Below are 18,060 nucleotides of genomic sequence, written 5' to 3'. Positions count from 1 at the left end.
TCTGAGGGGGTTAGATATTAGTGAATAATACAGTACGAACCATTCGGTAAAATTTTAGTTGCCACCATTTTTGAGAAGCAGCTTCATATCACCTTTCATCTTAACGGAAATGCCGTTTATCCGGTTAAAGTAATTTTCCTGAATATATAATTGGGCACCGTCTTGCTGTTGAATATTATACTTTTTATTTCCCGATGAGAAATTGGAAAAATGATTAATATAATTGTTGTTATCTCCATATTGAACAATCGACGAAGTAATGTCATTACCTCCAACGTTTAAATCAATGTTGTTGTAGTTACCGTTTTGCATTGTATTCGTTCGTAAATTTTTTCCATCGAGCTGTATTTGAGTATTATTGTAGTTGCCTTCCTGATTGATGGATGTATAATTCAGATTCGATTGTACTGATTGATCATTGATTAAGGCATTATTGTTATTACCTTTTTGATTAACCTGAGTTTGCAAAGACATATTTTGTAATGCCTTCTGCTCGTTGATAAACATCTGCTGCATCATCTGATGCTGATGAATACTCTCATCTTGCTTCTCCCGGTTATTGTCCTGGGCCCGCGAACATATTGAGACCATCGTCAACCCCAATATGATAAATATGATTGTAAATTTTTTCATAGCGCTCATTTTTACATAAGTTACAAAAAGTCAGGAATATTGTCAATTAACTCCCTACTTCTGTTTTTGCTTTTTGAAGTCGAGATAGATGTTGAGTCCTACCCTGGCACCCAGAAAATAATCGTTGAAGTATCCGTGATTGATACCATCCAGATTGTCGTTCAGCAAATAACTACTACTCATCTCCATGAAGAGCCCCGCATTATTATGAAGTAAGAACTCCATCCCAAGCGAACCCTTTATGTACGGATAAAAATCATTGGTGTAAGTAGCACCCACTCCGGCCGAAAAATAGGGGGTAAATGAACGTTTCGGAAACAAATTAATCCCGTAGTTAAGCTCGCTATTGAGTGCTGTGGTCTCAAAATCCTTCCCACTTTTTAATTTTCCTATTCCCGTTGAAAAATTAAGAAATGAAGTGCGCTTCTTCGGTAAGAAAGAAATACCGACAGTACCGCCACCCGTCAGGCTTGTTTTCCCCCAGTCACTCTGCAACTGATAGGCATTCGCAGCAAAGTTAAGCGAGAACTTATCTCTTCGCTGCTGCAGTTTATTACCCCAGAAATTTTCTTGTTGATCTTCATCTTTTTCATGGAGGTACTGCGTAAAAATTGGCGCTTCCACATCAGCCGGATTCTTCAATTTCCAAAGACCATCAAACACGCCTTCCATGATCAAATCCAAAACTGCTTTTTCAATGGCTTCTTTTACAGCAATATCGGTCGGTTCATTGTAAGTGAAGCCTGTTTCTGCTTCCAGTAATTTGTTCGTTGCCACATATTTGAAAACGCCAGCGCTGACTTCTTGAGATATAATGCGTTTTGTTACATTTACTGACTTTAATATTCTTCCGCTATTAGTTGAAATCGCTCTCAAATATATAGAGATCCGGTCTTCTCTATATTTTGTGTCAGCTCCAATACCCAAATATCGGGCTCCAGCCCCGCCCGTTAAAATATTGTAATCATAAGATATGATGCCCCCTTCCAGAATGATTCCAGCAAACAGAAGAGGAGGTAACGACGGCTCTTCTTGCCCGGATTGTTGTGAGTAGTTCATCCGGCTTGAATTGATAATTTTTCGCTCATTCAATAGGTTGGCCAAGCCTTCCCGCTCGATAGGGACAAACCATTTCGAGTCTTCCAATGCTTTGAGTAGAATGGAGGTCGCTCCTTGTGTAATGGCCGTAGACCAGGAGGAACCGTAATCGGTAGCCTTGTATTGGCCAGTCTGATCTCTGAATTTATATACCGCTGCAACAATGGGTTCTTCAGGGGCAGGTAGCTCAGCAAATTGTGAGGTAACTTTAGTTTCCTGTCCGATACGGGCAGGTGTTGGTGCCATGGGTTGATTAAAGTAGGCATTGCACGAAGTCAAAACCAGCGAAAGAGTCAATATGATGGCAGATTCGATTTTTTTCATGGGGGAAGATCGATTAAATATGGTCAAAATAATTATTGATTGGGAATGGTCACACTGGATTGTCCCCCGGTCTGAGTATCTAAAATATTGATATCAATGCCTTGCGTCCCTTGCTTGATATCAATTTGATAATTGCCAATGTTGTATTGACCGTTTTGCAAACTGAAATTGCCGAATTGATCTTGCAGGATACGGGATGACAGCTGATTAAGAATCTGGCTGTTTAAATTGTTGGTGAAATCACTCAGACTTGTCTGCGATTGGTTGAATAAGTCCAGTGCCGAACTTGTTGAAGAAGACGGTTGTTTTTTTTGTGCATCAGCTGAGCTCATCAACCAACTGTAGTTGTATGTATTCCCCCCGAAAGCCGGATTTACTGGTGTATAAACAAAATCTTGTGCAGCAGCCATTAGTGGAAACGCCAAGAAACACATTATAATTAACCTCTTCATATTGCTCTTTTTATACTAATTAACTAAAATTAATTCACTTTAGTGTATGAAATAGTGAAATTATCTGAAAAGTTATTGCGATGAAAATTCATCGAATGTTTGGCATAATTTATCCATTGTTTTACCGCATCGTATTGGAAGTCCAATGAATCGGTATAGTCAAAGTCTATTGAAGAATAACCCGAAGGTCTAATTCGCCATTTGTCATAAGGCAGTGGCGCTTGATTAGAGGTCAACTGATAAATGTTATTGGGTTCTTTGGACAGTTGGGTGTGAATTTGGATGGGAACTGCAAACCCCATGGTAGGTAACTTTCGGTAATCCGTGATTTTTTCGTTCTGATTCGCAAAAAAGGTTTTTCCGTACAGTGGAAACAGTAAATTAAAATTGCTGATAAAAACTTGGGGAAAAGCGTCTGACGGTATTACTAAGGTTTTCATATTTAGTAGGGATTGCTTAACCCGATCTTTATTTAGCGGCGAAACATCGCGGGAAGCTAACTCTTTTATAAATTCATCGACCATTGATTGATAGAAAGAGCGTACCGAATCAATATTTTCTACTGCTACCGGAACCCCCAAATTACTAAAACGGATTTTTAAATTTAGTTTTTTGCCTTCGCTCCATTCCTGAAACCAGTCATACATCGGTCCAGGAAATTCTTGAAAAACATTAATGGGAAACCCCGCTGCCTCCCAGTTAACGGTATAACTAGAATCTGTCTTAGCTTTTACTGTCAATGTTTGATTACTAGTGTATTGCCCCGTCCATGTATAATCATCACGTTTTATTGAACGTTGTATTTCTCCTTTATACACAACTGTTGTATTGACTTTCCAGTTAGGTGCAAACAAAATAGTAGGCTTCTTTTCATCTTGAGCCGTTTTCGCATAAAGATGCACGTTGATTAAAGTTAATAGTGTGATGATGACGGAAACTTTCATGAATCTTGATTTAATTTTCATTATAAAAAAGCTGCCTGCCGAAGCAGGCAGCTAAGACCCAAAATCAGTTATGATTTATTTTTTAAGAATTCTTTTGAAAATTGGATCGAAAACTAACCTTGGAGAAAAATTTAAATCTACTATTACTGACGAACCAAGGATTGGTTGTTAGAACCGTGCTGAACTACCCATGAGTTATTCATGTTATCTGTGGTAATCTGTACACTCTTGTTTCCAGGACCTTGTTGGTCGAGCAGCAGTGCGTTGTCATTACCAACAACTTTCTGAATAGCCAGGTTTCCTCCACCGTAAACTCCGTCATACCATCCAATTTGACTAGCAGATACAATATTACGGTCACCCTTAACTTTCTGAGCTACTTCGTTGTTCCATCCACGTTGATAGATAGTTGATTTGTTGTGATCGCCATTGAGCTTAACAATAGCCAAGTTCATACCACCATTTTCACCTTGTTGCTCGATAAGCGAAGTGTTGTGGTCACCATTAATCTTCAGAGAAGCCATGTTTTCTTCGCCAACTTGCTTGACACCAGCTTTGTTGTGATCGCCTACGATTTTAATGCCAGCGAGATTCTTTGTACCATCCTGATAGATAGATGCTTTGTTTTTATCACCAGTTACATAAATACCTGGAAACAGCGATTTTGAATCAATTTCAAAGGAACCTCCGCCTACTTTTTCGCAGCAAGCCAATTTTACTTTACAAAGCTTGATAGAAACACTTTCAGAAAATTTGGCCCCTACCAATGATGCATAAAAGCCATCGCAAGCAGACCCTCCAACACGGATGTCTTGACCAGCAACATTCTTTTCTCCGAACTGTTGGATTGCTGTATTGTTCTTATCTCCATGCACCTTGATTGTTGCATCGGTACCACTACCGGCCTCGTAATACCAACCACCGCCGTATGCGCCTCTTTGATCGACAAAGGCCTTGTTGTTGTCACCGAGTTGTTTTACAGTTGCATCGGCATACTGGTTTTGTGCCCAAAGCACACTGCTGATCATTACAGCTACTAAGAGTAAAATTACTTTTTTCATAATTTTCAATTTTAAGATTGGTTTATAAAAAGGAGATTTTGGGTTTTAAGTATCTTTATTAAGATTTAATCCATTTTAACGTAATACAATTTATGAACATCAATTCTAAAAAGCAAGAGCTCGGAAGAATTTTTTAACTTATTTATTTTTTAGTAAAAAAGTTGTAGTGTTCACTAGTCGAGACAGACCATCAAAAACAAAGTAGGCAATGGCATCTTCAATTCTCCCTAATGTATTCGGATTGTTTTTCCCACCGTTACGATGGCTGGAGGGGTGACCCTCGAAACCTTCATTTTTCAACTGGTTTCCATACTGGGCAATTTCCTGGGGGAAGGAGGAAGTGTTGACCAAGAATTTAGGAACCAGCACCGTTAGATGCTTTGTCATAACCTGGTTTTAAAATTGGTTTTTGTTTTGTATTTGGTAACGCCAAGTTACGAAAGTCTAACCTTACGTGTCAAGATCTTTGACAAGAAATTTTATAAAAAAGTGGCTATCGGACATCGAAGGATAGGCTATAACCCAATAAAATCGCCGCTTTCGGAAATGTGAAAAAAAATCATTTTTTGCAAAATATTTTTCAAAAACATACGTTAGTAGGAGTGATGAAGACTGTTTTGATCGATTTTCAATAAGCGAAATAATGCTTGTTTTGGGGTAGAGAATTGCTCAAAATTTGTTGTTTTTTTCGTCAGGGTTTACCAATATTGCAATTGAATCCACGACAGTCGTTTTCGGTTTTAAGATTGGTTTTTTGTATTTGGGTTTTAAAAGATCATTTGGTTTTAAACTGACTTCAATCTTGTCGTGGATTCTTTCGTTTGTAAATTTCCCCTCACTTTTCTATAAAATTTTTGTTTTTATTCTTTTTCAGAAACTTGTCTTTTATGAATTTCTGATGCCGGGTATGTATTATATTTACATGACGAATGGAAATTTCAATCTAATAAAACGATATGAAGAGAATTATTGCTACTTCGAATGCCCCCGAAGCAATTGGCCCGTATAGCCAGGCTATTGAAGTAAACGGGACGCTTTATATTTCCGGGCAGATACCGCTTAATTCTTTAACAAAGGAAATACCCGAAGGCATAACTGCCCAAACCGAGCGGGTAATGAAAAACGTTGAAGCTATTTTAAAGGCCGCTGGTTATGGCTTTGATGATGTCGTGAAGTCAACTTGTTTTTTATCGGACATGGCCAATTTTAAAGCCATGAATGAGGTGTATGGAAAGTACTATGAAACAAATCCGCCGGCAAGAGCTGCTTTCGCGGTAAAAGAATTGCCGCTTGGCGTATTGGTTGAGATTGAAACTATTGCTGTAAAATCGTAAAAAATGTTTCACTAACGAAGAACGTTTCAGCAGACAAAACAGATATTCAAAAAAAAAGCCGTCAAAATTTTGACGGCTTTTATGTTGTTTGAAAATGTAATGTTCGGAAAGAATTTAATCAATAATAATGTTTTATAAGTTATATAAACTTACTCGGAAACAACTTCAAATTCGAGTTCGAAGTATACCTCACGGTGCAGTTTTATTTTCGCAATATGCTTACCAACCTCTTTAATGGCGTCTTCTTTAATGGTAATCTGTTTGCGATCGATGTCGAAGCCATTTTCTTTAAGAGCTTCAGCAATCTGAATATTATTAACTGAACCGAAGATTTTTCCGGTGGTGCTTGTTTTAGCACCAATGCTGATTTTCAAGCCTTCGAGTTTGGCAGCAACTGCCTGAGCTTCCTCTTTCAGTTTCGCTTCTTTGTGAGCGCGCTGACGTTGATTTTCACTCAGTACTTTCTTTGCCGATTCGGTGGCTACAACAGCGTGTCTTTGCGGAATGAGGAAGTTACGTGCATAACCGTCCTTTACATTCACAATATCATCTTTGCTACCCAGGCGGGGTACGTCTTGAAGCAGAATGATTTCCATAGTCTTACCTCCTCCTTTTTTATTTCAACAAATCGGTTACATAAGGCAGCAAAGCAATCTGACGGGCTCTTTTTACAGCCTGCGCTACTTTACGCTGGTATTTCAAAGAAGTTCCGGTGATACGACGGGGAAGAATTTTACCCTGCTCGTTCAGGAATTTCTTCAGGAATTCCGGATCCTTGTAATCAACATACTTGATTCCGTTCTTTTTGAAACGGCAGTATTTTTTCTTTTTGATTTCGACTGACGGCGGGGTCAGATACCTGATTTCGCTTGTATTACCTGCCATAGTTTAGTTCTCCTTTTCTTTTTTCGCATTTACTTTGTTTCTTCTCTTCTCGCTGTACTCTGCGGCATATTTTTCCAGTTTTACTGTCTGGAAACGAATGACACGCTCGTCGCGACGAAACTCAGTTTCGAGCTTGTTGATAAAAGCCGGGTCGGCTTTAAATTCGAAAAGGTGATAGAACCCAGTCGATTTTTTTTGAATGGGGTAAGCCAGTTTTTTTAATCCCCAGTGTTCTTCGTGGAGCAATTCACCGTTGTTGCCGGTAATCAGCTCTCTGAACTTTTCAACCGCTTCCTTTATCTGGGCTTCAGATAAAACGGGAGTTGCAATGAAAACGGTTTCATACTGATTCAACATACTGTTTCAGTTTTATTAATAATAACATGTTTTAAAACCGCGCAAATATAGGAACTATTTGTATGAAATCAAAGATTGTGTCAGTTCATTTACCTTCCGTTTTGTGCTAATGAAAGCCACTTCAGTTTATTCAGTAAAGTGTCGTACTTTTGAGGCCGAAAACAAAGAGGCCTATGTTCCGGAATTACCGATCGTACTATAAGAATATATTACACCTTGCTTTTCCCTTGATGCTTTCGCAGGCAGGACAGGTGGTAGTACAGCTGGCCGATTCAGTGATGGTCGGTCATGTCGGCACTCCGGAACTGGCAGCTGCCTCGTTCGCCAGCAACCTTTTTTACCTGGTGATGATGTTGGGGATGGGAATAACATTTGGTCTTACGCCTTTGGTGGGGCAATCATTTGGTCGCAACCATTTCCGCGAAGTGGCGATATATTTTAAGAACAGTCTGTGGTTGAATTTTGCTTTCACGGTAGTATTGACTTCTGCTTCGTGGGGAGTTTCTTATTTGATGCCATACATGGGACAGCCCGCCAACGTGGTTGCCCTGGCGATTCCGTATTTTAGGGTATTAACCATTTCCATGTTGCCGTTTTTGTTGTTCTTTACGTTGAAACAATTCGCCGAAGGGTTAGGAAATACTCATATTGCCATGGTGGTAACGCTCACCGCCAATGCGCTAAACATTCTTTTGAACTATATCCTGATTTATGGTAAAGTAGGATTCCCGGCCTTGGGATTGCTGGGAGCGGGTTATGCTACGTTAGTCGCCCGAATGGCCATGCCGGTTTTGATGGCTTTGTTACTCTATTTCAGAGGTAATTTCAGAAAATACCTACTGTTCTTTCCTTCGGTTCAAACGAGTGTACAGAAGATGGTTGAATTGCTTAAAATTGGTTTACCAATTGGGATACAACTGGTACTCGAAATCGTTGCATTCAATTTTGGCGGAATCATGATGGGATGGTTGGGAGCCGTTCCGCTCGCAGCGCATCAGGTTGCATTGGGACTGGCAACTATGACTTTTATGATTTCCAATGGAATTGCCATGGCAACAACAGTGAGGGTGAGTAACTGGATGGGAGCACATCGCCTTAAGGAAATGCGGATGGCTATTGAAGCTTCGCGCCATCTGGTTTTACTTTTCATGGGATTCTCGGCAGTTGTATTTATTGTCTTTCGGAATTTTCTTCCGATTCTGTTTACGCCCGATAAGACGGTCATTCATCAGGCAACTATTTTGTTGATTGTTGCAGCTTTCTTCCAGATTTTCGACGGATTGCAAGTTGTCTCACTGGGATGTTTGCGAGGAATGGCCGATGTAAAGTATCCGATGTACATGGCTGGTATTTCATACCTGGTAATTGGCATACCAGTCAGTTACTTGTTTGCATTCGTTCTGAACGTTGGGGCGGCAGGGATCTGGATTGGCTTTCTGGCTGGTTTGGCTTCCGCCGGAATATTGTTTTACATCCGCATTCGGTACAACATCCGGCACATTGTAAAATAAAAGCGGGAAGAAGAAAGTTCCCGCTTCATTAGTTTAGCATAGCTAGGTCAGAAAATGTTGTGGTTTTAGTAAAAGGTCTGAACCTTCAGATTCAATCAAAATGCTCATCAGGTTTAGCAGTAGCTAATTTAGCACTAATTATTAATTTTTGTTAAAAATGTTAATGTAATTAAAACAATTACTCTCCATTTGATCCTGTAGAATGTGTTTAACGTTCACATAAACAGTGAATAATATGACTTTTATCAGCGATATGTTTTTCAGCATATGTGGTATAGAAGACCAATTTGTCTTGAATACAAACGATTTACGGTCATTTGTTCATTTTTTTTCAGCGTGATTGCTTTCAATAAATGACTTTTATTAGCGATTTGGATCGGCAAATTGCCTTATTTTGTAAAGGAGGTACTTAATTGTCTCCGCGAATGGATTTATACAAATCTGTCCGGACTGGTAGAAAAAAAGTCAATCATCAGATAAAGAAGAAATTCATGAAAGCAATAAGAAAAAGCAAACCGGAAAAGGGCCTTTGGCTCGAAGATGTTGTCATCCCGGAAGTGGGGGTCAACGAAGTATTGGTCAAAATAAAAAAGTCGGCCGTATGCGGAACTGATTTGCATATATATAAATGGGATGCGTGGGCGCAGAAAACCATTAAGACCCCGATGACCATCGGACATGAGTATGTTGGCGTAATTGCGGACAAAGGCAATGAAGTAACTCATTTTGAAATTGGAGAGCGGGTAACAGTAGAAGGTCACATCGCTTGCGGATATTGCCGGAACTGCCGTCGCGGACGGAAGCACATTTGCGACCATACAGTGGGAATTGGTGTGAATCGTGATGGTGGATTTGCTGAATATGTAGTTGTCCCTTCGGAAAACGTGCTGAAAATTGACGCCCGGATTCCTGATGAGATTGTTTCTATCATGGACCCGCTCGGCAATGCTACTCATACAGCGCTTTCATTTCCTTTGATTGGTGAAGATGTCCTGGTTACCGGAGCTGGCGGTCCCATCGGATGTATGGCGATTGCCGTAAGTAAATTTGTTGGCGCCCGAAACGTGATTGGTACCGAATTAAGCCCTTACCGTCGCGAATTGGCAATGAAAATGGGTGCAACCCAGGTTATCGATCCGCGTACCGAAAGCCTGGAAAAAGCGATGCACGATAACGGCATGGTATCCGGGTTCGATATTGGATTGGAAGTTTCAGGTTCGCCCGTTGCGTTCGATACCATGATTAAGCACATGTACAATGGCAGTAAAATCTCTTTGTTGGGAATCTTGCCTGATACCACACAAATTGAATGGGATAAAGTCATCTTTAAGGGAATTACCCTGAAGGGAATTTACGGTCGGGAGATGTATGAAACCTGGTATAAAATGGAAAAAATGTTGCTTTCAGGCCTCGATATTTCTCCGGTTATTACACATAGATTCCATTATACCGAATTCCAGAAAGCATTCGAAATCATGGAAGAAGGAAACTGCGGAAAAATTATTCTCGACTGGGAAGACTAAAAACATCTATTTTCGGGTAGGGGAGTGTTGTAGTAAATGCCAATTTTGCTAAATTTGCCACCCGAAAATCGCCACTTTAGCTCAGCTGGTAGAGCAGCTCATTCGTAATGAGCAGGTCGTGGGTTCGAGTCCCATGAGTGGCTCTCGTGAAAGAAAAGTCTGTTGAATATTCAGCAGACTTTTTTTGTTTGTCATCTTCTACACATTTTGTCTCTGGTCTGGTATCCTTTAATCGTATCCTTGGTTATTTTTCAGGCTTTCTGTTTTCTGCATGTAAATGTTGGAAAGGTTTTCTTCTTAAAGGAACATATGTTCATGCACTTTATTATCTTTAGAATGACCTGAATTGGATTTGAGCTGATATTACAACGCTTCCAACCGTAAAAATCAGACTTTATGAAATCGAACTTGCGTTTTGCTTTAGCTGTGAATAACGAACATATTTTTGAACCGCAACATTTTGGTGATGCGGATAAATACCTTCTATATGACTATTGTGAAGGCAAAATAAATTTCCACCGGGAAATATCGAATCCTGCAAAAGAATTGCAGCATAGTATCGCTCACGGTTCCCCGGAAAAGGCCCGGTTGTTGACAAGCTTATTCCGGGGTGAAGAGGTTGATGTTCTTGTTTCCAAAAAGTTTGGTGGTAACCTGAAAAGGATCAATCAATATTTTATTCCAGTCATTATTTCGCTCGATTCTCCTGTAGAAGTGTTGGAAATTCTGCAAAAACACGTTCGTTGGCTGACAGAGGAACGCCGCAAACACGTTGGTTCGTTTCAGCTTTTTCAGATTAATCAGGGAATCCTGAAATCTTCAGTAAGGCAGGATAAGCCGGTGCATCGTAAAATGTTTTTTGATGAATCCGAAAGAAACTAACCGGGAGAAGTATGAACGTATTTCCCAATTGATTGGAGAACAGCGCTACGGTGAAGCCCTCAATGAATTAAACAAATGGGAAGCGGATCATCATCAATTCCCGGAAGGAAAAATATTACGAAGTCAACTGGAGGAAATCCTGAGGTATCAAAATCTGGATATCTATGCTAATACCAATCTTTTTATGGATCCCTGGTTTGACGAATAAAAAATCCCCGAATAAGCCTCGAAGCAAATCCGGGAACTTTTTATATCACGATTAGTTACAAACTCTTAATTTCATTAACCAGTGCCTGCAACGAGTCCTTAGCGTTGCCGAAAAGTAATCGTGTTTTCTCACCAAAGAATAACTGATTTTCAATCCCCGCATAACCTTTTCCTCGTCCACGCTTCATAACGATAATGTTCTTCGCTTCATGTGCGTGTATTATCGGCATTCCGGCAATGGGACTTCCCGGATCGTTCAATGCTGCCGGGTTGACGGTGTCGTTGGCACCAATCACTACCGCGACGTCAGTACTTGGCATATCCGGGTTGATGTCGTCCATTTCGACTAACTGGCTGTAAGGAACATCCGCTTCTGCCAACAACACATTCATATGGCCGGGCATACGCCCTGCAACGGGGTGAATGGCGTACCGCACATTGACGCCTTTCGACGACAACAACTGGTCAAGCTCGTGACAAACATGTTGTGCCTGGGCAACGGCTAGTCCGTAACCGGGAATAATAACCACATTTTGCGAATAGCTTAACAGGATGGAAGCGTCGCTTAGCGTAATTTCCTTCATCGTACCACCTTCGGCTTGCGCGGAAGAGGGACCGCCGCCAAAAGCGCCCACAATCACATTCAGTAACGAGCGGTTCATGGCGTTACACATCAGTACGGTCAGAATACTTCCGGCCGAGCCAACTAAAATACCGCCGAGAATCATCGCCTGGTTGTTATAGATAAAACCTGCCATCGCAGCTGCAATACCGGTGAAACTGTTCAGTAACGAGATAACCACGGGCATGTCGGCGCCTCCAATCGGCATCACAAACAGAACGCCGTAAAGCAGGGATATACCGAACAGGACATAAAGTTCCCATCCAAGTTCTTGAGTGCTTTTCCCGGATACGAGCATGTATACAAACATGGCTACTACAAAAATGAGGAGCGCAATATTCACATACTTCATGATCCCAGCGCGAATATCCTTGATTTTTCCGTCAAGTTTACCATAAGCTATCATTGAACCGCTGAAAGCGATGCTACCGATGACGAGCCCCAAAAGTGTGACCAAAACAAGCCGCACATCGGTGATGTCGGCGTGTGGAAATTCGAGTAGCGCAACCAGTGCCGATGCCAAACCTCCGGTGGCATTGAAGAACGATACCAGTTGTGGCATGGCAGTCATTTTCACCGTCCGGGCAATGTACCAGCCAAGGACAGTTCCAACCCCAATCGATATGATGATGATCCAGATGTTCGTTAATGCGATACCTTGTCCGTCGGCATTTTTATGCAGAAACATTGTCGAAATCATGGCCAGCAGCATACCGGCGCCGGCAATGATGTTTCCGCGGCGCGCCGTCTCAGGATGACTCAGTAATTTCAATCCGTAAACAAATAATAGTGCAGCCAGCAAATAGCTCAGCTGAAGGAGGGTTTCGCCCATCGTAAAGGGCGTACCGTTTAGTGTTCCGATAATTTTATCCATATCGATCGCTTATTTCTTTTTCTTCTTAAACATTTCCAGCATTCTGTCCGTCACCACAAAACCTCCGGCCACATTGAGTGTGGCGAAAATAATGGCCAAAATGCCGAGCACCAGTTCGGTAGAAATATGGCTGGTATCGGCATGACCGACCAGGATAATTCCCCCGATGATAATAACACCGCTAATAGCATTGGCACCCGACATGAGTGGCGTATGCAACACCGACGGCACATGGGAAATCACTTCAATACCAAGAAAAATAGAAAGGGCGATGATAAAGATGACTTCTTTGTAGGTATAGAAATAAACTAATACTTGTTCCATATCATTCGTTTTTACTGTCCAACATCGACTTTACCCGCTCATTAATGATTTCACCATCGCGGGTTATACAGGTTCCCTTGATAATCTCGTCTTCAAAATCGAGCTGAAGCTGACCTTCTTCATCAATCATGAGAGCGAGAAAATTGGAGAGGTTTTTGCCAAACATTTTACTGGCATCCACAGGCATTTGAGCAGGATAATTGGACTGTCCCACGATGCGCACACCATGATGTTCGGCTATTTCGTTGTCTTTCGAAAGCTCACAGTTTCCACCTGTCGAAGCGGCCAAATCGATGATCACCGATCCGGGCTTCATTTTTTCTACCACATCGTTAGGAATTAAAACAGGGGCCTTCTTACCAGGAATTTGCGCCGTCCCAATAACAACATCAGCTTTTATCGCTTTTTCATTGATGGCTTCCTGCTGCCTTTTTTTGAAATCGTCGGTTTGTTCAACCGCGTAGCCGCCAGCAGCGGCATCCTCTCGGGCGCCTTCCACTTCAACGAATTTAGCGCCGAGGCTCATAACTTCCTCTTTAACGGCCGAACGCACATCGAAAACCTGAACCTGAGCCCCCAGCTTGCGGGAAATCGCAATGGCCTGCAGTCCGGCAACGCCGGCACCAAGAATCAGTACATTGGCCGGGCGGATGGTTCCGGCAGCTGTCATGAACATCGGGAAAAAAGAGGGAAGGAGAGAAGCAGCTTCCAATACAGCCTTGTAACCCGAAACCGTTGCCATCGACGACAGAACGTCCATCGCCTGGGCACGTGTAATCCGGGGAACCGAATCAAGACTGAAGCTGACCATTCCTTTCGAAATGAAAGCCTTTACCAAATCGGTATTCCAGAGCGGATTATACTGGCTAATCCATATCTGCTCTTTTTTCAGACTTTCAACTAAATCGGTCTCAGGAGGTTGAATTTGTATCAGGACTTCCGCTTTTTCCAAAACTTCTTTCCGTGATACAACCTGGGCACCAGCCTTTTTATAACTTTCATCATTTTGGTAAGCTGTTTCACCGGCCCCTTCCTCGACGAAAATTTCCACTTTTCGTTCTATGAGGCCTGAAACAACTTCGGGTAACATGGCGACCCGTTTCTCTGAACCGGTCTCCTTCAGTAATCCAATTATCATAAGTTGCCTATTTAATGGATAGTTTCTTTATGAACGTACTAGTTTTCATTCGGTTTGACAATATATTGTATAACAGGAAATCGCAGGTTTCGAAATTCCCTGAAAAAGCAATAATCAATATTTGATGAACAGAGAAGTTGAAAGGAATGGTTAAATGATGATAATTACTTTTTCGTATAACAAGGAAAGAAAGTTCCGCACAGACTGCTTTTTATGAAATTGAAATGAAAAAATGGTTACAGAGAAGGAGTATTTTTAGAAAAACATGGAAAAACACAAACGAAAAAAAGTACATTTGCCCTGTTCATTTTAAAGGCGGCAATAGCTCAGTCGGTAGAGCATCAGCTTCCCAAGCTGAGGGTCGCGAGTTCGAATCTCGTTTGCCGCTCATGAAAAAAGCCACTTACAACGGTTGTCGCTGTAAATGGCTTTTTCTTTGGCCGCTGCTCACTAAAAGCCTCCAGTCTACATTTGTATTTAGCAGTCGAAATCGCTTTGCGTAATAAAAAGCTGTTTTGTTTCTTCGCTTAAGCGGTTAAAATAAACTGCCGCCTTCCCATTTTCTTTCCGGTGGCTGAATAGCAGAAAAAGATCGAGGTTGACTGTTTCCTGATTGACCCGCATGTATTCCTCCTGCGATATCAGCGAGAGCTCTTCAATTTCCGCGGCTGTTGGATGGTGATCCCAAACTGTTTCCATAACTTTTCCTCATTTTTAATAATGAAAATTGGGTTTTTGTCTGGAATCCAGCTGGTTTATAGATTGCCAAAATAGGTCGGTGTCTGTTTCTAAAAACAGAAAAATGGAAAGTTGGTTTGACGAAAAACAACAATTATTCTTCGCGGCAGCCAAAAGTCTGCTCCAACTGTAAAAATGCCGCCTCGGTTGCTTTCTTGTCATCCAGTCCGCTCTGCATGAATAAGCTGATGGTTTTTCCTTCACAATTCAGACAGATAATTTCACCTTCCATTTTGTCACCGTTGACCAAAGTGGCATATTTTGAGCGATAAGCCTTCCGTCCGGCAAAAGTGACAGGCTCGATGGCAGTAAATTCAATACCCGGCTGCTGGTAAATATCGGCGGCCCGCATGTTTTTTTTGTGCGAGTCGATCACCACATCCGGTTCTATATGTGCGTTTAGCCAGGTAACGGTAATCACACCAGTGGCATCTTCTGTGTTATGCTCTGCCGAAAAATAGTGTCCGTCTTTACCTACGGGTTCATCCGAAATAATTTTCCAGTCGGCTGGAAGACTGAATGATACCCCGTCTTTTAAGAATTGTATGTCATCTCCTGAAGGAGTTTCAGCGAAAGCGTTTGAAAGTAATAATGTAAAAACAGCAAATATGGTTGCCAGTTGTTTCATGAGTCTTTTGAATTTTGATGATACAAATATGATGAACCTTACCGGGAAAACGTGACAGTATTAAGAAAATTTAAGATAATTTGAACGCTGCCAAACGGTCTGGATTTATAATTTGGCAGGGCATTTGTTCATCTCACGATGTTATGACAAACATGAAAAACTAAAAACAAAAAGATATGATTTGGATTATTTTCATCGGTTTTGCTCTATTGAGCTGGTTGGTAAGTTACCAGCTGAAAAGCCGCTTCAAAGAATATAGCAAGATTCCGACGGCAAACGGAATGAGCGGACGTGACGTGGCTGAGCAGATGTTGCGGGATCATGGAATTCAAGGCGTAAGGATTGGAACCGTTTCGGGGCAGCTAAGCGACCATTATAATCCTGCCAACAAAACAATTAATCTGAGCCGTGATGTGTATTACGGTCATAGTATTGCAGCTGCAGCCATCGCAGCTCACGAATGTGGACACGCGGTCCAACACGCCAGAGCTTACGAGTGGTTGGGCTTACGCTCAAAATTAGTCCCGATTGTGAGCGCCACGTCGAAATATACTATGTGGATTTTGCTGGCCGGTATTTTTACTGTTCAGCGTTTCCCGGCTATTATGCTGATCGGTATCATCCTGTTTGGACTGACTACGTTGTTTAGTTTCATTACCCTTCCGGTAGAAATTAATGCCAGTAGTCGCGCTTTGGCCTGGTTGAAAACAACCGGGATTACAACCGTTCAGACACAGGAAAAAGCTTTTGACGCCTTAAAGTGGGCCGCATACACTTATGTAGTTGCAGCTCTGGCGTCGTTGGCCACCCTTATTTATTATATACTAATATTTATGGGAGCCCGAAGATAAGACAACAGTGTAATTATGTCCTTTCATAGATTAAAAGGTCTGTTTCCGAGGGGAAGCAGACCTTTTTTATCTCCGGACTACACTTGTAGTTGCTTTGTTTTGTCAGCTTTTTCAGGATTAACAACCCGTGTATTACCTCCTTCTTTCATCGAAAGGTCAACCGGAGTATTCTTTTCCCACGAACCACAGGTAAAATCGGGAACTTCAATGGAGTTTGAACGGTTCGCAACCGACCATTCGCTCAATGGTGCTACAACGCTCCACAACGCAGCGTCGTATACGTCTTGATCCAGTGGCAAGCCATTGCGCAAACAATCTATCAATCGCCAGTCCATAATGAAATCCATGCCGCCATGTCCACCAACTTCTTTCGCCATTTCACCAACTCTTTTTACAATTTCCGGTGTATATTGATCTTCAAACTTTTTGAATTCTTCGGGCGAAGCCCAGCGATGTTCAATGGAAATTCGCTGAGGAGACGGCCATTTTTGAGCAGTGGCTTTTGTTCCTGTAATCTGGTGAATACGGGAATAGGGACGGGTAGAGGTTACATCGTGTTTTACGGTTATGGTCCTTCCTTTAGCCGTTCGTATCGATGTGGTATTGTGGTTTCCCCGGTATTGTTTCCTTGCAAACTCTTCATAAAACGAATCCTCTTTTGCTAATTCGTTGGCCATCTGGGCCATCTGAAAATCGTTGGTTTGCATGGCTGTTAGGTATTCCATCTTATCACCGCGATTGACATTCATCACCTGACAAACCGGGCCCAAACCATGAGTAGGATAAAGGTTTCCATTCCGGAAATTTTCCTTCAATCGCCACATATCGGTATAGGCTCCGTCGGATTGCTTATTGTCCTGTGGCTTGGCGAAATTCATTCCGAGTAAGGTATGCAGATAAGCTCCTTCGGCATGCACAATGTCACCGAAATAACCTTGCCGGGCCATATTCAGCGTAAGCAACTCGAAGAAGTCGTAACAACAGTTTTCCAGCATCATGCAATGCTTCTTTGTTCTTTCCGAAGTTTCAACCAGTTGCCAGGCTTCGTCAACTGTGGTTGCAGCAGGAACTTCCGTTGCCGCATGTTTGCCGTTTTCCATGGCATAAATCGACATCGGCGTATGCCAGCTCCACGGTGTGCAGATGTATACCAAGTCTAAATCATCGCGTTGGCATAGCTCTTTCCATGCCGATTCATCGCCGGTATAGGTTGTTGCTTCCGGAAGCCCCATCTCAACAAGCGTCTTTTGGGAAGCTTCAACTGCTGCAGGTCGTTTGTCGCAAAGCGCTTTGATTTCAACCCCGTCGATGTGGGCCATTCTGACGACAGCGCCGGAACCCCGATCGCCGAGACCAATAAATCCGATTCGCACTTTGTCCATTTTCGGAGCGGCATAACCCGACATATTAAATCGCTGTGTATGTTTCTTTTTAACGGCCTCTTCAATTTCAGGAAGGGAACTTATTGGCGTTGTGTTTTGGATTTCTTGCTGGCAGGATGCCATTCCGCCGGAAAGAATTCCGGCACCGGTTATTCCCGCAAGGCGGAAAAAATTTCTTCGGTTAGTCTTCATTATCTAGTAGTATCAGTTTGTGTTAGTTTCGGTCGGTGTCAGGTACTAAGATCCAAAATTGAAAGTAATAAAAGAAATGATTGCCTAACTTTGCGCCGTT

The 18,060-nt window shown here is 42.0% G+C and carries 21 protein-coding genes and 2 tRNA genes; 8 read left to right on the top strand and 15 right to left on the bottom strand.

The window, feature by feature from the left end; translation table 11 throughout:
• Positions 1-54: 54 nt before the first annotated feature.
• The 6 genes from CLV93_RS13815 to CLV93_RS13790 form a co-directional block, all read right to left on the bottom strand.
• Positions 55-633: a hypothetical protein gene (locus CLV93_RS13815; protein ID WP_106542795.1), complete on the bottom strand. Its 579-nt coding sequence runs from the start codon at positions 631-633 to the stop codon at positions 55-57.
• A gap of 54 nt (positions 634-687) precedes the next feature.
• Entirely contained in the window at positions 688-2,082 is a 1,395-nt protein-coding gene (locus CLV93_RS13810; protein WP_211297850.1) for a CsgG/HfaB family protein, read from the bottom strand.
• Between the two features lie 5 nt (positions 2,083-2,087).
• A complete protein-coding gene (locus tag CLV93_RS13805; RefSeq protein ID WP_106542793.1) occupies positions 2,088-2,507 on the bottom strand; it encodes a curli production assembly/transport component CsgF in 420 nt (139 codons plus the stop codon).
• Between the two features lie 29 nt (positions 2,508-2,536).
• Positions 2,537-3,451, bottom strand: coding sequence for a hypothetical protein (locus CLV93_RS13800; RefSeq protein ID WP_106542792.1), 915 nt, complete (start codon positions 3,449-3,451; stop codon positions 2,537-2,539).
• A 143-nt stretch (positions 3,452-3,594) separates the two neighbouring features.
• The gene (locus CLV93_RS13795) at positions 3,595-4,512 is read right to left on the bottom strand and encodes a hypothetical protein (RefSeq protein ID WP_106542791.1); all 918 of its coding nucleotides are present in this window, start codon (positions 4,510-4,512) and stop codon (positions 3,595-3,597) included.
• A gap of 138 nt (positions 4,513-4,650) precedes the next feature.
• On the bottom strand, positions 4,651-4,899 hold the full coding sequence (locus CLV93_RS13790) for a hypothetical protein (RefSeq protein WP_106542790.1): 249 nt from the start codon (positions 4,897-4,899) through the stop codon (positions 4,651-4,653).
• Positions 4,900-5,468: 569 nt separating this feature from the next.
• On the opposite strand from CLV93_RS13790, the gene CLV93_RS13785 reads away from it, so the two are divergent.
• Positions 5,469-5,846 carry a RidA family protein gene (locus tag CLV93_RS13785; RefSeq protein ID WP_106542789.1) on the top strand — a complete coding sequence of 126 codons (378 nt, stop codon included), beginning with the start codon at positions 5,469-5,471 and terminating at the stop codon, positions 5,844-5,846.
• Between the two features lie 149 nt (positions 5,847-5,995).
• Here CLV93_RS13785 and rplI read toward each other — a convergent pair whose 3' ends face one another.
• The 3 genes from rplI to rpsF are packed head-to-tail and all read right to left on the bottom strand — an operon-like array spanning position 5,996 to position 7,088.
• Positions 5,996-6,442, bottom strand: a complete 447-nt coding sequence (rplI, locus tag CLV93_RS13780) for a 50S ribosomal protein L9 (RefSeq protein WP_106542788.1) — start codon at positions 6,440-6,442, stop codon at positions 5,996-5,998.
• A 19-nt stretch (positions 6,443-6,461) separates the two neighbouring features.
• Positions 6,462-6,731, bottom strand: coding sequence for a 30S ribosomal protein S18 (gene rpsR / locus CLV93_RS13775; protein WP_025866281.1), 270 nt, complete (start codon positions 6,729-6,731; stop codon positions 6,462-6,464).
• 3 nt (positions 6,732-6,734) lie between these two features.
• On the bottom strand, positions 6,735-7,088 hold the full coding sequence (gene rpsF / locus CLV93_RS13770; RefSeq protein WP_211297849.1) for a 30S ribosomal protein S6: 354 nt from the start codon (positions 7,086-7,088) through the stop codon (positions 6,735-6,737).
• Between the two features lie 173 nt (positions 7,089-7,261).
• Between rpsF and CLV93_RS13765 the strand changes: the two genes are divergently transcribed.
• The 5 genes from CLV93_RS13765 to CLV93_RS13745 all read left to right on the top strand — a co-directional run bounded on the left by CLV93_RS13765 (position 7,262) and on the right by CLV93_RS13745 (position 11,212).
• Positions 7,262-8,599 (top strand): MATE family efflux transporter, encoded by a 1,338-nt coding sequence (locus CLV93_RS13765; protein WP_106542787.1) that lies wholly within the window; start codon positions 7,262-7,264, stop codon positions 8,597-8,599.
• 491 nt (positions 8,600-9,090) lie between these two features.
• Positions 9,091-10,122 carry an L-threonine 3-dehydrogenase gene (gene tdh / locus CLV93_RS13760; protein WP_106542898.1) on the top strand — a complete coding sequence of 344 codons (1,032 nt, stop codon included), beginning with the start codon at positions 9,091-9,093 and terminating at the stop codon, positions 10,120-10,122.
• Positions 10,123-10,192: 70 nt separating this feature from the next.
• A tRNA-Thr gene (locus CLV93_RS13755) sits at positions 10,193-10,265 on the top strand.
• 253 nt (positions 10,266-10,518) lie between these two features.
• Complete coding sequence (locus CLV93_RS13750) at positions 10,519-11,004, top strand: NifB/NifX family molybdenum-iron cluster-binding protein (protein WP_106542786.1); 486 nt, start codon at positions 10,519-10,521, stop codon at positions 11,002-11,004.
• Positions 10,985-11,212 carry a hypothetical protein gene (locus tag CLV93_RS13745; protein ID WP_106542785.1) on the top strand — a complete coding sequence of 76 codons (228 nt, stop codon included), beginning with the start codon at positions 10,985-10,987 and terminating at the stop codon, positions 11,210-11,212. The genes CLV93_RS13750 and CLV93_RS13745 overlap by 20 nt, the downstream gene beginning before the upstream one ends.
• Before the next feature lie 55 nt (positions 11,213-11,267).
• On the opposite strand, the gene CLV93_RS13740 is transcribed toward CLV93_RS13745, so the two are convergent.
• The 3 genes from CLV93_RS13740 to CLV93_RS13730 are packed head-to-tail and all read right to left on the bottom strand — an operon-like array spanning position 11,268 to position 14,169.
• Positions 11,268-12,707, bottom strand: coding sequence for an NAD(P)(+) transhydrogenase (Re/Si-specific) subunit beta (locus tag CLV93_RS13740; protein WP_246187247.1), 1,440 nt, complete (start codon positions 12,705-12,707; stop codon positions 11,268-11,270).
• 9 nt (positions 12,708-12,716) lie between these two features.
• Complete coding sequence (locus CLV93_RS13735; RefSeq protein WP_106542784.1) at positions 12,717-13,031, bottom strand: NAD(P) transhydrogenase subunit alpha part 2; 315 nt, start codon at positions 13,029-13,031, stop codon at positions 12,717-12,719.
• A gap of 1 nt (position 13,032) precedes the next feature.
• Positions 13,033-14,169 (bottom strand): Re/Si-specific NAD(P)(+) transhydrogenase subunit alpha, encoded by a 1,137-nt coding sequence (locus CLV93_RS13730; RefSeq protein WP_106542783.1) that lies wholly within the window; start codon positions 14,167-14,169, stop codon positions 13,033-13,035.
• A gap of 315 nt (positions 14,170-14,484) precedes the next feature.
• On the opposite strand from CLV93_RS13730, the gene CLV93_RS13725 reads away from it, so the two are divergent.
• Positions 14,485-14,557, top strand: a tRNA-Gly gene (locus CLV93_RS13725).
• 89 nt (positions 14,558-14,646) lie between these two features.
• On the opposite strand, the gene CLV93_RS13720 is transcribed toward CLV93_RS13725, so the two are convergent.
• Together CLV93_RS13720 and CLV93_RS13715 are read right to left on the bottom strand one after the other, a co-directional pair.
• Complete coding sequence (locus CLV93_RS13720) at positions 14,647-14,868, bottom strand: hypothetical protein (protein ID WP_106542782.1); 222 nt, start codon at positions 14,866-14,868, stop codon at positions 14,647-14,649.
• 133 nt (positions 14,869-15,001) lie between these two features.
• Positions 15,002-15,535, bottom strand: a complete 534-nt coding sequence (locus CLV93_RS13715) for a DcrB/PsbP domain-containing protein (RefSeq protein ID WP_106542781.1) — start codon at positions 15,533-15,535, stop codon at positions 15,002-15,004.
• A gap of 176 nt (positions 15,536-15,711) precedes the next feature.
• Here CLV93_RS13715 and CLV93_RS13710 point away from each other — a divergent pair, with 176 nt between their 5' ends.
• Positions 15,712-16,386: a zinc metallopeptidase gene (locus tag CLV93_RS13710; RefSeq protein WP_106542780.1), complete on the top strand. Its 675-nt coding sequence runs from the start codon at positions 15,712-15,714 to the stop codon at positions 16,384-16,386.
• 77 nt (positions 16,387-16,463) lie between these two features.
• Here the strand turns inward: CLV93_RS13710 and CLV93_RS13705 are convergent, their stop codons facing one another.
• Positions 16,464-17,960: a Gfo/Idh/MocA family protein gene (locus CLV93_RS13705; RefSeq protein WP_106542779.1), complete on the bottom strand. Its 1,497-nt coding sequence runs from the start codon at positions 17,958-17,960 to the stop codon at positions 16,464-16,466.
• Positions 17,961-18,060 lie beyond the last annotated feature (100 nt).

Source organism: Prolixibacter denitrificans, assembly GCF_003014495.1.
Lineage (GTDB): Bacteria > Bacteroidota > Bacteroidia > Bacteroidales > Prolixibacteraceae > Prolixibacter > Prolixibacter denitrificans.
Note: the sequence above shows the minus strand (reverse complement) of the source record. Positions and strands in the feature narration are given on the sequence as shown.

Coding starts and splice junctions, on each gene's coding strand:
- CLV93_RS13815 (WP_106542795.1), bottom strand. CDS start 633: ATGAAAAAATTTACAATCATATTTATCATATTGGGGTTGACGATGGTC.
- CLV93_RS13805 (WP_106542793.1), bottom strand. CDS start 2,507: ATGAAGAGGTTAATTATAATGTGTTTCTTGGCGTTTCCACTAATGGCT.
- CLV93_RS13800 (WP_106542792.1), bottom strand. CDS start 3,451: ATGAAAGTTTCCGTCATCATCACACTATTAACTTTAATCAACGTGCAT.
- CLV93_RS13795 (WP_106542791.1), bottom strand. CDS start 4,512: ATGAAAAAAGTAATTTTACTCTTAGTAGCTGTAATGATCAGCAGTGTG.
- CLV93_RS13790 (WP_106542790.1), bottom strand. CDS start 4,899: ATGACAAAGCATCTAACGGTGCTGGTTCCTAAATTCTTGGTCAACACT.
- CLV93_RS13785 (WP_106542789.1), top strand. CDS start 5,469: ATGAAGAGAATTATTGCTACTTCGAATGCCCCCGAAGCAATTGGCCCG.
- rplI (WP_106542788.1), bottom strand. CDS start 6,442: ATGGAAATCATTCTGCTTCAAGACGTACCCCGCCTGGGTAGCAAAGAT.
- rpsR (WP_025866281.1), bottom strand. CDS start 6,731: ATGGCAGGTAATACAAGCGAAATCAGGTATCTGACCCCGCCGTCAGTC.
- rpsF (WP_211297849.1), bottom strand. CDS start 7,088: ATGTTGAATCAGTATGAAACCGTTTTCATTGCAACTCCCGTTTTATCT.
- CLV93_RS13765 (WP_106542787.1), top strand. CDS start 7,262: ATGTTCCGGAATTACCGATCGTACTATAAGAATATATTACACCTTGCT.
- tdh (WP_106542898.1), top strand. CDS start 9,091: ATGAAAGCAATAAGAAAAAGCAAACCGGAAAAGGGCCTTTGGCTCGAA.
- CLV93_RS13750 (WP_106542786.1), top strand. CDS start 10,519: ATGAAATCGAACTTGCGTTTTGCTTTAGCTGTGAATAACGAACATATT.
- CLV93_RS13745 (WP_106542785.1), top strand. CDS start 10,985: ATGAATCCGAAAGAAACTAACCGGGAGAAGTATGAACGTATTTCCCAA.
- CLV93_RS13740 (WP_246187247.1), bottom strand. CDS start 12,707: ATGGATAAAATTATCGGAACACTAAACGGTACGCCCTTTACGATGGGC.
- CLV93_RS13735 (WP_106542784.1), bottom strand. CDS start 13,031: ATGGAACAAGTATTAGTTTATTTCTATACCTACAAAGAAGTCATCTTT.
- CLV93_RS13730 (WP_106542783.1), bottom strand. CDS start 14,169: ATGATAATTGGATTACTGAAGGAGACCGGTTCAGAGAAACGGGTCGCC.
- CLV93_RS13720 (WP_106542782.1), bottom strand. CDS start 14,868: ATGGAAACAGTTTGGGATCACCATCCAACAGCCGCGGAAATTGAAGAG.
- CLV93_RS13715 (WP_106542781.1), bottom strand. CDS start 15,535: ATGAAACAACTGGCAACCATATTTGCTGTTTTTACATTATTACTTTCA.
- CLV93_RS13710 (WP_106542780.1), top strand. CDS start 15,712: ATGATTTGGATTATTTTCATCGGTTTTGCTCTATTGAGCTGGTTGGTA.
- CLV93_RS13705 (WP_106542779.1), bottom strand. CDS start 17,960: ATGAAGACTAACCGAAGAAATTTTTTCCGCCTTGCGGGAATAACCGGT.